Origin of the sequence: Anaerotignum neopropionicum, from assembly GCF_001571775.1 — a bacterium.
In the GTDB taxonomy this organism is placed as follows: Bacteria; Bacillota; Clostridia; order Lachnospirales; family Anaerotignaceae; genus Chakrabartyella; species Chakrabartyella neopropionicum.
The window spans coordinates 86436-100169 of record NZ_LRVM01000009.1 but is presented as its reverse complement, the minus strand read 5'-3'; the positions used below and the strand labels follow the sequence as shown (position 1 = coordinate 100169).

General features: G+C 36.8%; 13 protein-coding genes. 3 read left to right on the top strand and 10 right to left on the bottom strand.

Annotated features, from left to right (window positions below):
- Window positions 1–227: 227 nt before the first annotated feature.
- The 5 genes from CLNEO_RS12390 to CLNEO_RS12370 all read right to left on the bottom strand — a co-directional run bounded on the left by CLNEO_RS12390 (window position 228) and on the right by CLNEO_RS12370 (window position 4934).
- Window positions 228–845 carry a hypothetical protein gene (locus CLNEO_RS12390; protein WP_066089555.1) on the bottom strand — a complete coding sequence of 206 codons (618 nt, stop codon included), beginning with the start codon at window positions 843–845 and terminating at the stop codon, window positions 228–230.
- A 328-nt stretch (window positions 846–1173) separates the two neighbouring features.
- The gene (locus CLNEO_RS12385; protein ID WP_066089552.1) at window positions 1174–1878 is read right to left on the bottom strand and encodes a uracil-DNA glycosylase family protein; all 705 of its coding nucleotides are present in this window, start codon (window positions 1876–1878) and stop codon (window positions 1174–1176) included.
- 420 nt (window positions 1879–2298) lie between these two features.
- Window positions 2299–3285 (bottom strand): helix-turn-helix transcriptional regulator, encoded by a 987-nt coding sequence (locus CLNEO_RS12380; RefSeq protein WP_066089549.1) that lies wholly within the window; start codon window positions 3283–3285, stop codon window positions 2299–2301.
- A 66-nt stretch (window positions 3286–3351) separates the two neighbouring features.
- Window positions 3352–3720: a hypothetical protein gene (locus tag CLNEO_RS12375; RefSeq protein ID WP_066089546.1), complete on the bottom strand. Its 369-nt coding sequence runs from the start codon at window positions 3718–3720 to the stop codon at window positions 3352–3354.
- 104 nt (window positions 3721–3824) lie between these two features.
- On the bottom strand, window positions 3825–4934 hold the full coding sequence (locus CLNEO_RS12370; RefSeq protein ID WP_066089543.1) for an exonuclease domain-containing protein: 1110 nt from the start codon (window positions 4932–4934) through the stop codon (window positions 3825–3827).
- Window positions 4935–5697: 763 nt separating this feature from the next.
- Here CLNEO_RS12370 and CLNEO_RS15930 point away from each other — a divergent pair.
- Window positions 5698–5967, top strand: a complete 270-nt coding sequence (locus tag CLNEO_RS15930) for a hypothetical protein (protein ID WP_157723568.1) — start codon at window positions 5698–5700, stop codon at window positions 5965–5967.
- A 205-nt stretch (window positions 5968–6172) separates the two neighbouring features.
- Here CLNEO_RS15930 and CLNEO_RS12360 read toward each other — a convergent pair whose 3' ends face one another.
- Together CLNEO_RS12360 and CLNEO_RS12355 are read right to left on the bottom strand one after the other, a co-directional pair.
- On the bottom strand, window positions 6173–7558 hold the full coding sequence (locus tag CLNEO_RS12360; protein ID WP_066089537.1) for an MATE family efflux transporter: 1386 nt from the start codon (window positions 7556–7558) through the stop codon (window positions 6173–6175).
- Between the two features lie 127 nt (window positions 7559–7685).
- The gene (locus CLNEO_RS12355; RefSeq protein ID WP_066089534.1) at window positions 7686–8138 is read right to left on the bottom strand and encodes a MarR family winged helix-turn-helix transcriptional regulator; all 453 of its coding nucleotides are present in this window, start codon (window positions 8136–8138) and stop codon (window positions 7686–7688) included.
- 576 nt (window positions 8139–8714) lie between these two features.
- On the opposite strand from CLNEO_RS12355, the gene CLNEO_RS12350 reads away from it, so the two are divergent.
- Window positions 8715–9371: a TetR/AcrR family transcriptional regulator gene (locus CLNEO_RS12350; protein ID WP_066089531.1), complete on the top strand. Its 657-nt coding sequence runs from the start codon at window positions 8715–8717 to the stop codon at window positions 9369–9371.
- A gap of 77 nt (window positions 9372–9448) precedes the next feature.
- Complete coding sequence (locus CLNEO_RS12345; protein ID WP_066089529.1) at window positions 9449–10708, top strand: MFS transporter; 1260 nt, start codon at window positions 9449–9451, stop codon at window positions 10706–10708.
- Between the two features lie 375 nt (window positions 10709–11083).
- On the opposite strand, the gene arsA is transcribed toward CLNEO_RS12345, so the two are convergent.
- The 3 genes from arsA to arsD form a co-directional block, all read right to left on the bottom strand.
- Window positions 11084–12820 (bottom strand): arsenical pump-driving ATPase, encoded by a 1737-nt coding sequence (gene arsA, locus CLNEO_RS12340; RefSeq protein WP_066089526.1) that lies wholly within the window; start codon window positions 12818–12820, stop codon window positions 11084–11086.
- 58 nt (window positions 12821–12878) lie between these two features.
- Entirely contained in the window at window positions 12879–13112 is a 234-nt protein-coding gene (locus tag CLNEO_RS12335; RefSeq protein ID WP_066089523.1) for a 4Fe-4S dicluster domain-containing protein, read from the bottom strand.
- A gap of 142 nt (window positions 13113–13254) precedes the next feature.
- Window positions 13255–13650: an arsenite efflux transporter metallochaperone ArsD gene (gene arsD, locus CLNEO_RS12330; protein ID WP_066089520.1), complete on the bottom strand. Its 396-nt coding sequence runs from the start codon at window positions 13648–13650 to the stop codon at window positions 13255–13257.
- Window positions 13651–13734 lie beyond the last annotated feature (84 nt).

Below are 13734 nucleotides of genomic sequence, written 5' to 3'. Positions count from 1 at the left end.
CATTTATCAAGGAGGGAGCCTGAAATATCATATTCACGTATGATATCGCATTTTCTCTTACCGCTTCGGGAGAGATCAACAATTTGTTGTTTGAATTCGGACGTAAATGTACGACGATTTTTGAGTTGATTGTTTTGAGACATAGGGCATCATCCTTTCTTCATTAAGAATATCATATATGCCCTTAAAAATTCTGTCTAGTTAATTATAGCCGATCCATACATTTGTTACAAACATACCCGGTATACTCTTCTCATAAGAGGTTTGCCGCATTTACACGTTATCCCTACATTCCCCATTATATTATCTTCTTCACAGAAACCAACAGCTACATTACCATGTAAAAAAGCAACTTGAGGAGTATTATTTGTGTATCTCATTGCTCTTCCAATTGCCTGCACTAAAAATGGATCCCAGTTAAAGGTTACAATCAAATCTTTTGAAGTTAAGCTCATGACTAGAAAATCATATACTGCTGGATTGTCCGGAAGCTGGTAATTGCTCATATATTCCCAGATTATTCTTTCTAACTCTTCTTTCACTTCCTTGCAATCCTGTTCATCTTTGCTACGCTCATCAAGTTCCATATAAATATCTTCAAGGTTATCTGATGAAGTATTAATCTTAACCCTCGATATTATATTTGACAAACCAAGTTTATCAATAAACCCACTCATTGCCGAAATCTTTTTTCCGTATTTATCACCATTTGGAATAGCCGCACAACTTGCTCCAGCACCAAGGACAACAACGTGCGGTCTATTCTTCATATATAATTCATATGCTTTATAATCATTATCCATTTTTACCGCTCCGATCGATGTTTCTATTAATGTGCCTTTCATAACGCATATTCCAATAATTCTTTATCTAAATGAGCCACATCAAACTACTTTAGGGTGAATTCAATATGTCATCTATATTTTTGCCCTTTTTTCGGGGTCAAAAAACGTCATTTTTTCGCTGTTTTTCGGCTCCAAAAGCGCCTCTAAACCACTACATGTTGTGTTCGAACTCTACTTTTTCGTATCCGAACCACTACGCGTCATCAGAATTATCTCTTCTACGTGGGGTCAGAGTAACCACCAGCTATAATTTTACCCTAGATATTTTCTTCCATTTAGCCTACTAATAATACTTTTATAAATCAATTGACTTCTAAGTCATAAGCTATCAACGCACCAGATTTTCAGCTATAGCACATATATCTTCATACCATTTTTTAAAAGTCTCATGGCTCGCTATCCTTTGAGGATGATAAAACGAAACTACTGGTGTTTTATTTTCTTTACCATGAAACTGAGTATAAAAAAAGTTAAATCCATTGATTGGTGACTGCCACTGCGACAAAGTATCTTTCCCCAGTATTTCATCATACAATAAATCAGCATTTTTTCCAGTCCCACGACCACAGCAAATTATAATATCCGGGCGATATATTGTAAGTTGCTCTAAAAGGTATTTAGAGTCATTTATTGCATATTTACGTATTTCGCTATCATTAGCTCTACTATTTCCACCGACCTTTTTCAGATTTATAAAGCTAATTCTGCTGAGCCAATCAGTTTTGTCTTTTTTAGAAACATGAACAGGATACTCTCCACCTTCTAAAATTCCTTTCGTCCATCTTGAGATATTGTTCCATGTTTTCCAATATGTAGGACTTGATTCGGATAAAATCCACTCTTTCATATCAATGCTTTCATTCATCCAATTTGCTTCCTTTAGTACAAATGTAATCTTAATCTTTTGCTTTTCCCATATCTGTGGATTAACCACTCCATCTTTTACAAAATATTCATAATTTCGTTCCTCTTTCCATCTGCGAAATAAGTGATTTTCCAAATACAGTATATTATTATTGTTTAATTTTTCCATAATTTTTCTTCCCCCATATTTAAAAAGCTTTGACAACAACTTCTATCATTTCGTATCATTGCTTCGCACTATATAGACCTGAATTATTTCTCCATCACCACTTACTCCACACCCAATTTTCATCTGTACTTCTGCTTTCACATGTTGCTTTATTTGATATGTGATTTTATTAATAACCTGTATCAATTACCATTTCCACAAGATCATATAAACTAATCATAACTAAAGTATAAATGTCTGCGCCCTTATAAATATAATCAGTCTAAATAAAAATGGTTGACTGTATGTTATACAAAATTTTTGTATTAAAATTACTTCCCCCCTCCCCAAAAAGGATTTTCACCATCATATATTTTTTATATAATCACTTCAACATCTATGCATTTGCAAAATTTAACCATATTCTAAATTTGAGTACCTTTATTTGTACTGTTTCATCAGGTTCTCAAGGTGAATCCTATTTTCATTTACTACCGAATCAGGTGCAATTAATTTCACCCCTACTCCAAGACCTGTTAACCAACCATAGAACTGATTGCTTACCACAACTTTAACCTTTGCAACAAAATGCTCCTCATCTTGTTTTTTAATCGTCACATCCTTACCAAACCGATCTATTACCACGCCAACAAACCTATTTTCAAATAAAATATCTACAGCAGTTGTATGCCCACCAAACATTCCAAAAGTTTTTTGAGTATAGCTAGCTGTATCAAAATTTTCAAAAAACTCTTTCCCAGTCCGTAGATCATTCAACAAATCAATATTAAGCATCTTATCAACTCTATAATGCTTGATGATTGCATCTTCTTCATCAAATCCAATCAAATAATAATTCTCATCATCCCAAGTTAATGCCCACGGACTAATCCTATATTTATCACCGTTTTTTTTGATATGTATCTCCTTAGTAATTGACCACTCATAATACTGAAAACTAATTTTTACATTTGCCGATATCGCATTATGTATTTTGTCAACATTGTAATAAATACTTTCATTCATTGTTTTAACTCGATTTGTAACGAAAACCTGCCTTTGCAACTGCTGTGCTTCTGACTTGCTTGTAAGGCTTTCAATCTTTTTGATTAATTCTCTTGATTTTTTATATGTTATAAATTTAGAAGCCTGCACAGCATCCACAAGAAGCTTTAATTCCGGCAGTTCAAATTGTCTGCTTGCAATATAATATCCTGCTGGATACCCTTTTCGGTTAATGATATCTAAACCAAAAAGACGTAATGCTTCCATATCATCATAGATACTTTTTCTTTCCGCCTTAATGCCTATATTTTCTAATTCCAGTATTATTTTTGGCATTGTGATTACATGGTTTTCATCCGTTTTTTCTAACAGGATTTTCATTATGTAAAGGATTTTCATTTTCTGATTGTATGACTTTGACATTTTCCCTCACCTCATTGGCAAAATTTACTATTTAAATTCTACCACTGTACAACTTAAAGGACAACATTAATCCCAAAATTCTTTATCCTCATTTGATTGCTTCATCTGAACCTGAAGTTCCTTTTCAAACAGTTCCGGCTCATATTTTTCCAGCCTACAAATTATTTTACTGGCAGTAGTGAACATAACTCTTACATAGAATTTTTTTCTGACGTGATCATAAATACGTCCTGCACTCAGTGTGCCCCCTGCAACTGTATAAGGACTATTGGCAACATAACCAACCGTTCCAATATAAGGCAAAACAGTCTTAATCGCTTCCGTGTCATATTGATTTGACTCATCCTTAATACATTTAATGATATTACCTATGGAAAACGGCTGCTTTCCATAATAATGATTAAATCCTGTGATAGTAATATATTTATCCTTCATTTTTCCCCTCTCCTCTATCAGATACTCTGCAAATTATGTCCTTACTAGCTGACAAACACCTTCAATAAAAAACTCGCTCCATGCACCCGTCATTCTTCCACATTTCATATATCAATGGCTACATTCTTTTCAATTCTTTCCTGCTCCAACATATCAAATAATAAGTCAATCCTATTTTGATTATATTTCTTTTTCGTAAAGAAGTTTTCATCATGTTTATGTATATAATTGATTGCATCATATAAATTTCTACATTTTATATTTTGAACGTGGTAACCATCATTAAACTTTATTTTTTTTCTGACTTTCTCACTTTTCCTATAATTTTCATGAAAAATATTAATTATTTTTTCCTCATCATGATAAATCCTCCAATTTGAAATATTTGTACGTATAAAAATCACCTTATTAGAAAAATTACATTCCATTTCAAACTTCTCACAAAGCTTAGCTATTTTCTCTTCTGAAAATTTATAGGATTCATATATTTTTTGAACGTCAAATTTCTTTGGCATTACAATATGCTTTCTAGTATTCACACAATGTTTACATAATTTATATCCACAAAATATATCTTCGTACCCAGATGCCTGTATACTATTTTTTCCTACTATGTAATGACATTTTAAACTATGGATAATATCTGAATTTTTTAACCCAACTGGTTTGTTTTTCCAATCTCCCTGACATTGATGTTTGTATAGAAATTTCATAGTGCAGAATAACTCCTTAAGGTAATATGCATCATATTTGGAACAATGCAGTACCTTTGGATTATATTTAACATTGTACCTTTTCATGGCCTTTTCAAATCCCATAAAATAGTCAATAATAGTAAGAAGTTCCTGCAAAACAATAACTTTATGCTGGGGCAAAATTATCCCATTTTGCCCTATTGCATTTATAAATAAGTCATATGTATGTCTATTCCAAACAACCAGTATATTAAATTCCGGAAATGTCTTATTGAATTTATTTAATACTTCATAAATTGGCAATGCACAAGCTAAAACATTTTCCCCAAGTTTTAGGAAAGTAAGTATTCTTTTATTCACATCTTTAATATGCTCTGGCTTCACAATTTTATAAAAAGTTTTTTCATTTTTAAAATCTTCGCCTGCACATATGGCTGATATTTCCAGAATTTCATCTTCTGATGCATTGAACTGATTATTTAGCTGATTCCATTCCATATCCAGAAATAAATATTTCATTTAATCACATTCCATTCTCTTAAAACATCCCTATAGTTATTTTTTTTCTTTGTTTAGGTAATTGTATTTATTTTCAGATTATCCTTATTAATATTATTTTTACCAGTAATAATAAAATTTTTGACATCCATTTTTACCTATGAAAACACTTTACGAGGTTAAACATTCTTGATTTTTGCTAACCACCTATATTCTTCTCAATTTAATCCAGATTTTCATAAAGATCATCACCTCTAGTGGGCAATTTCATAGTTACATTTGATTCTCCCATAATTCCCCAATTCCATTAATAATACTTGTCTGGTGTTTTTTACCTTGAATTTATTTTTATATTTTAATAATATTACATTTGATGTCCGATAATTGGTACTTTGCCTTCATCTGGAAAAAAATAAGGCTATAGCGAGAATCCCCACTAGCTACAGCCTTAGCCTGTAACCTATACTACGCCATGATTGCGGAGGGAAAAGTGTATGGGACAAGGACGAAAAAAACGGCTATACCTTCCATAATTGCACCTTTGTAGGTTATAACGAAACAGGAAAGCCTCGGTACTGTGCACTCAGAGCACCCAGCGCTGACAGTAAGTTTCGTCAGGATGTAGAAAACTCTGATAAGACCTATGGTTTTATGGTTTCTGCATGGAGGGGCGTTCCAACCGTGTATATGAATTTGAAGCCCCCATTGATGCTATGAGCCATGCCACTCGCTGCAAGCTGCATGGATTGGTTGGCGGGAAGATCACAGAGTTGCCGAGGGCTGTATGTCAGACAAGGATCTTTACCGCTATTTGCAGCACCACCTAGAGATAGACGAGATTGTGTTTTGCTACGATAATGATGTAAACGGCAAAGATGCCAAGGGTCAGCCCCATAAAGTGACGGCACTTTCAAAACGTAGAATAGCGGCTTCGGATACATGGAAAACCTCCTATCCCGAAGCCACTGTATTACCATTAGGATCAAAGCTGTTGTATTACACCCTCTACAAGTTGTCTTTTAGTAATTCAACAGCGGCTTCGACTATTATATAACCGCCTTCAGGTTTTGCAGGCTATATTGTCGCAAAAAGTTTCTTTCCATAATCGCGGTCTTATGCTCTCGTTATATATGGAGGAATAGCTTTGCTTTGACCATTTATCGTGAGATTTGAACGCTCCAACTTCATATACCAAACTTGAATTTTACTAATCTCAAATACAGTAACTTTCATCATATGCTGAAAATAATTGAAAAATATTATATTTCATCAGGATTAAATGTCATGCGTTCTTTCAGCGGGGTATTCATGATTTTTTTCTTGGATGAAATCCACAAAATTACGCCAACGATACAGGCGACTATTTCAGAGGCTGTCATAGACCATATTACCCCGTTTAATTGAAACAGATTGTTTCCAATAATAATAATCGGGATTAGGGCAACCCCTCTAGCGGCGGACATAATATTAGACTGAACGCCTTTTCCAAATGCCTGATACATACTGGTAAAAAAACCTGATATGCCTGCAAACAAGGTGGAGAACAATAAAGCTGCAAGAATTGTAGCGCCAACAGTTATAACGTCTTCATCAGTGCTGAACATTTCAAGAACCTGAGTGCGAAATACAAATAAGACAGCTGCAATGACCAAAATAATACTGATTAGATATAGCACCGTTGTTTTCAAGACTTTGTTCAATCGTTCCGTATTGTTGGAAGCGTAAGAAAACGCAATCAGCGGAATAACTCCCATATATATACCCATACCAATAAAATCTGATATTTGACATACACGGTTTGCCACTCCAAAAGCCGCAACAACATAGTCGCCATATAGAACTGCATAATTGTTGAACATCAGGCTTGACACAATTAAAAAGCTAGACAGCAGGAAAGCGGACATACCAATCTTAAAAATGCTAAAAATTATTTCTATAGTAGGTTTAAAATCTATAACGCTAACACTCTGAACAGGGCTTTTCATTTTGAGATAGTAAATATAATATGCAACGGCACAGGCATTGCCGATAACAGTTGCTACGGCGGCCCCCATCACATCCATATGAAAAAGGAATATAAATATAGGATCAAGAATTATGTTGACAATTACACTGATAATCATTCCGATCATGGATTCTGTTGAAGCGCCTTCACTCCTGACCGTTTGCGCCAATGTAAAATTGACGGTTACAAATGGACTTCCGATTGCGAAAGCAAGAATATAGTCTTTTGTGTGGAACAACGTTTCTCCCGTAGCTCCTAACACATTCAATACAGGAGATAAGACTGGCAGACAAATTAACATAAATACTATTCCTGAAAGTAGAGAAAGATAAAAGTTTACTGAGGAAGCTTTTTTAATACCCTCAATGTTTTTCTCGCCTAACAATCTGGAAATATATGTGCTCCCACCCGTTCCAAAAATTTCTCCAATCGCCATGAGAATGGTCGTAAACGGCAAAGCAAGGGTAACGGATGCTAGCATGGATGTACTCTCCAGCCTTCCAATAAAGTAAGCGTCTGTAATGTTATAAATCATATTAACAACCATGCCTAAAATCATGGGTATTGCCATGTGGGCGATTGCTTTCGGCACAGGTGCCTTTTCAAGATAATATATTGAGTCTTTTTTTGTGTTTTCCATTCTAAATATCCTCCTTGAATTATAGGTTTAATTCTACCTATCCTCCGATTTTTGTTTCAATATTTGGATAATGCGTCGGTATAATTTAGGTAGAATTCTACTTATTTTATCAAAAAATAAATACTTTTTATATATGTGATTCTATTCCTAAATTATCATAAGTTCGTTTTAGAAATATTAGGTAGATAACTTTCTCCTCCTCTGAAAATCCGGCCAGTAGCTCATCCGTTATTGCATTGAGAATACCGGACATTTCATTAAAAAGCACCTTCGCCTTTTCGGTAAGCTCTATCAGTATAGTCCTACCATCCTCATTACCCGAACGGCGTATAATAAATCCATTCTTTTCAAGACTGTTAAGCAAGCTTGTTACAGATGGGCCGGAAATCTGCATGGCTCTACTCAAGTATCTGCGGCTAATCTCCTGCCCAGATCTTTGTGCTCCATCAATGTGCCCCAAAAGACGTGCTTGTGGCTCAGTAATATCATATGCCGCTAGCTTTTGATCGTTTTTATAACGTAACACATGAGCTATATTTTTAATGTAAAAGTCGTGGGGAATCATATCATCACGCTTCATTGCATTCACTCCTTTCAAAATAAGTTGACTCCTATCTTTATTATATAAGTAGAACTCTACCTTGTCAATGCTGAATGTTTAATATTATTCTTCAATTTAAAATTAGAGTAAATACCGGATACGCTAAACGGTAACCTGGCAAGTAGGGCAAGGTGGTATACACCTTGCAATTTTGCTCAAAATTCCCTTACGGGGTTTTTGGCAAATCTGCTTGTTGGGGAGTTTCCCAAATCCCCATTGAACACACAATAAATTGTGTGGCTATCCTTCTACCGTACAAGTGCTATCCTTGAGGCAACTATCCACATCTTCAACCCTCTGACTATCGAGAAACTCTTGGATGCGTACATCCTCCTGAGGTGGTGCTTTGGGGTTTATTTTTCTTTACATGGATTTTCTTCCTTATCTGCGTTTAATTTGGGACATAAAAATAGCCTCCACATTTGTGACGGCGATAACGCTTATTGGTAAATTTAAGCAAAATTTCAATATTTTTTAAATTTCGCTTGACAAAGCTAAAACACAGTACTACAATTTATACATACTGTTAGTATGTATAAGAGAAGGAGGTGTATTATGGCACGGAACAAATATCCTGAGGAGACCATCCGGTTGATACTGGACGTAGCGCAGCGGCTGTTTCTGAAAAAGGGCTATGAGGACACTTCCATTCAGGACATTATTGATGGTCTTGGCGGTCTTTCCAAAGGTGCCGTCTACCACCACTTCAAATCCAAGGAAGAGATATTCAACGCAGTGGGCGACCGGTATAATGAACAAATCATCAGAGGATTAAAGGCTGTTCGGGATGATCCTGTACTCACAGGTCATGCAAAACTGAAAAAAATGTTTAGTTTGTCTCTTTCCAGCTCCGACCGCGACATTGTTTTTACGATGGCTCCAAATATGCTGGAAAATCCAAAACTGCTGGCCATGCAAATGCGCGAGATCTTTTCGGATGTTGTGCCGCATTATATGCAACCAGTCATCGAGCAGGGCGTAGCGGACGGTTCCATTCATACCGAGTATCCCAAGGAACTTTCCGAGGCCATCACTATGCTGACGAACCTATGGCTCAATCCGTTGGTGATTGAAACGGACGTGGACAGCATGGAAAAGCGAGTGCGCTTTTTCAATTTGATGCTAAAGAACATGGGCATCGAGTTATTGGACGAGCAGATGCTGGAATCCTACCGGCGGTACTGCACTCTCGCAAATCAAAAAAACGTATAAAATAATTGCCCAGCAAAGGGCTCTTATTTTTATGCATATACATACCAACGGTTGGTATCTAACTAGGAGGAAATTATATGAAAACAAAACTGTTTCAAAGAGATTTTTTAATGGTTGTAATCGGGCAGATCATCTCTCTGTTCGGCAACAACGTTCTACGCTTCTCGCTACCACTCTACCTACTCAACAAGACTCATTCGGCGATGTTATACGGCACGGTGATGGCACTGTCGTTTCTTCCGATGCTGCTGCTCTCGCCGGTGGGCGGTATCGTGGCCGACCGGGTAAACAAGCGGAACGTGATGGTGTGCCTGGATTTCTTTACCGCTGTATTGATGCTCTTTTACGCACTAAGCTTTGAGACCCTCCCGCTGGTGCCCCTGCTCATCGCTGTGCTGATGATGCTCTACGGCATTCAGGGAGCTTATCAGCCCACAGTGCAATCGTCGCTGCCGGTGCTGACGCCACCTGACAAGCTGATGGTAGGGAACGCCGTTATTAACATGGTAAACTCTCTGGCCGGAGTGATAGGTCCAGTGTTAGGCGGACTAATCTTCGGATTTTATGGAATAAAGCCGATTTTGTATCTCAGCATTGTCTGCTTTTTCCTCTCAGCCGTCATGGAGATTTTTATTCACATTCCCTTTGAAAAACGGAATTTTGAAGGGAGTGTGCTCTCTCTCGCCGCTTCCGACCTGCGTGAAAGCTGGCAGTTTATTCGGCACGACCACCCAGAGATTGGACGGGTAGGGCTACTGCTCACCGCGGTCAATTTGGTCTTTTCTGCACTGGTTATTGTGGGCTTGCCCATCGTTGTCACCAGCCATCTGGGGTTTGACCAAGCCATAGGCAACCGACTTTACGGGTATGCGGAGGGTGCGCTGGCGGCTGGCGGGCTATTAGGCGGGCTGCTCTCAGGTGTTATCGGCAATAAGCTAAAAGTTAGCCGTGGAGCAAGGTTGATTTTCTGGTGTACGGCGACTCTGCTCCCAATGGGACTTGCACTGAGGTTACCAATAGGATCCATGACGGCATATTTGCTTATTGTCGGCTTCTGCGTAGTAATGATGACTATTTCAACGCTTTTAAGCGTGGAAATGATCACCTATGTTCAGAAGATTACCCCTGTCACCCTCACCGCCAAGGTCATGGCTTTGCTCTTGTGCCTTGTCATGTGCGGTAATCCTATCGGGCAGGCAATCTACGGTGTGCTGTTCGAATGGCTATCGGCCAGCGTTGATTGGATTTATTTTGGCGCATTCACGATCTGTCTCGGTTTGTGTATGGTTTCCCATGTAGTGTTCCGTCAACTGAGCGACAATGTGATTGCATCTTGAAAAATCATGAACTGAGTTACATAATCGATTAGACTGCAGTAGAATAGACGCAAAGAGCACACTGGGAAGCGAATGCACTATGATTGCTTCTCAGTGTTATTCCCTCGTCTATAACTTAGGTAAGTAGTTTTTTTTCCTCCTGCTTTAATTGTCTTCTGTTCCTCAAATTCTCTTAAAAAGTCTTCATTTTCATCGCTGGTATACTCCACTTTCCACCTAAGTGCATTCTTCGTCTTATACTTGTTGATATGTAATACTTATTGTATTAAACTTTTGTAAAATTGTTATAAATTTACACATACGTAATAAAAAAAATAGTAACAGAATCTATTTTCAGATTTCTGTTACTATTTTCTTTCATTCATTGGTATATAATTATAGTAAATGTAGATTTTCACCTTTGATTTCATTGGGTTGCCAGCTAATTACTGCAAAATTTCCGTTTGAATGCTCATCAACCTTATTGATCCATTCAATTTCATTACTCGCTTTCGCTGCCAGCAATTTATTCGTAGTTCCCGTACTGTAAAGTGAAGAATTTATTACCCACCACTTTGTTGCTATATCCGCTCTTTTTAAATCTTCCTCAAGACGTAATGCTTCATAAACCGGAGTGGCTTCAGCCAATGTTACAATAATAACCTCTGTTTCTTCTTTATTTCGCAGTCTTGGCAACAGCTTTTTTGCGGATTCAGGAATATCTCCCCCCGAACGTTTGATTTCCTGATTATAACTCTGTGTAGAATCCAACAACAACAACGTATGCCCTGTAGGTGCAGTGTCAATTACAACAATTTGGTCTTCTGCCTTTTCAACAATATCTGCAAATGCCCTGAATACAGCAATTTCCTGGGTACAGGGAGATCTTAAATCCTCTTCTACATATGCAATATCTTCTTCCGACATGGTTTCCCTTGCTTTTGAAAGCACCTCTTGTTGATACTTCTTTAATTCTTCCTTTTCATCAATATGGCTCATGGTAATACCTTCTGTCTCATTGATGACAAATTTAAGATGAGCTGCAGGGTCGGTTGTAGTTATGTGTACCTTCTCCCCTTTTGATGCCAATCCTAGAGCAATAGAAGCTGCTATTGTTGTTTTACCAACACCGCCTTTACCCATAGTAAAGATGACTTTTTTGTTTGTATGATATAAATCATCAATCACATCTTTAAGACTTGGAATCACTTCTGCCTTTATTTTTTCTTCCCTAATGGTATAATTATCCTTTTCCAGTAACGCCCTTACATTTTCTATGCCAGTTATATTATAAGCTCTAAGTGGTATGGAATGAATTTTTAATTTCTTTAATTCTTCCGGCATGCCAGTAAGTGCCGTTTGTTGCTTTTTATATAAGCTTTCCGAAATAGTATCATCATAAGATATTAGTATTCCATTTAATATAACAATTTGATTTTTTACACCAATATCTGCAAGTTCATTAGAAGCTCTTGCTGCTTCTTTTAAAGGGGTTACCTCTGGCCTTGAAACTAATAGTAACGTTGTACGAGTTCCATCAGCTAGTGTTTCTACAGCTTTTTTATAAATTGCTCTTTTGCTTTCCAGCCCAGACAATTGACCCAAACAGGAAGCTCCATGGGTGTTTTCGCTGATAAAATTACTCCATGCAGATGGAAGTTGAAGCATCCTTAAGGTATGCCCAGTTGGGGCTGTATCGAATATAATGTAATCGTACTCATTTTGAACTTTTTCATCCGTTATAAATTTAGAAAATTCATTAAAGGACGCAATCTCAACAGTGCAGGAACCAGAAAGCTGTTCTTCCATATTTTTTAACACTACGTCAGGCAACTGTCCACGAAATGGGTTGATTACGCTTTCACGATATTCTGCAGCTGCTTCTATGGGGTCTAGGTTTACCACCACAAGATTAGGAACTTCACGAATAGGAACTCCTTTATTGTTTAATTCTGTCTGAAATACATCCTGCAAATTTGATGCCGGATCGGTGCTGATCAGCATGACTTTTTTCCCTGAATCAGCAAGGGATACCGCTGTGGCACAGGCCGTTGATGTTTTTCCCACGCCCCCTTTTCCTGTAAAAAAAAGATATTGGGTGAGTTCTATTTTTTTTAAGTTAAAGTTTTCCATTATAAATTCGTTTCACTCCTTTCAAAACATTTTTTCTCTTAACACGAAACTATTATAATTAAAACATTCTACGTCTATTTATTCTATTTCCGTTATCACCTTCATAAGTGATTGCTTTTTCAGAACATAAGTTGCCGCAGCCATGACACCCTTGTATACAGCCTTGGGGATATATAACGATAGGTTTTGGCATTTTCGATTTATCATAAACACCCTGTCTACATTTATTGACACACTTACCACATTCACAACATTTATTGTAATCAATAATGGGATACCAGCTTTTTGACATATTTTAATCTCCTTTATAATTATAAAATTTGCTAGTGAACTGTTGACTAATTTTATCTTAAAAAAATCAATTCATCTTTCGTAGCAAAAAAAGGAGCATCAGGGACATTTTATGAAAATATCTGTCCTATGGTAATATATATTTAACAACAACCCTTTCCGCCAGAGCATCCACAACCATTTGTTTTTTTATCCGTGTCTTTCACTGTACTAGGTTTCTCACCAATATAGCTTTTTGGAACATGAATCAATTGAACAAATTCATCATTGGATGGGTATCTTCCAGTAATTACGATTTCATCATCTAAGATTGTTACCGGTAGCTCGTCAACGCCCTTTTCTTTAATAAAATCATTAATCACCTTGTTGGTAATAAACTCCTGGGGGGAGGATGATAGATTAAATCTATCTACCTTAACCCCATTTTTTTCTAACGAATTTAAAACTGTAGAAATTCTTAAAAGCTCGGGGTCTACCCCAACGCCACAAAGTCCTGTGGAGCAACACATGGCAGTTTCAAAAATTTGCATATTTTTCATAATTACTCTCTCCATTCAATTTTTATTGGAACTTTTCAAACATAGGTATTAATCATTAAAAATCACTCTATTTGATAATTCAAA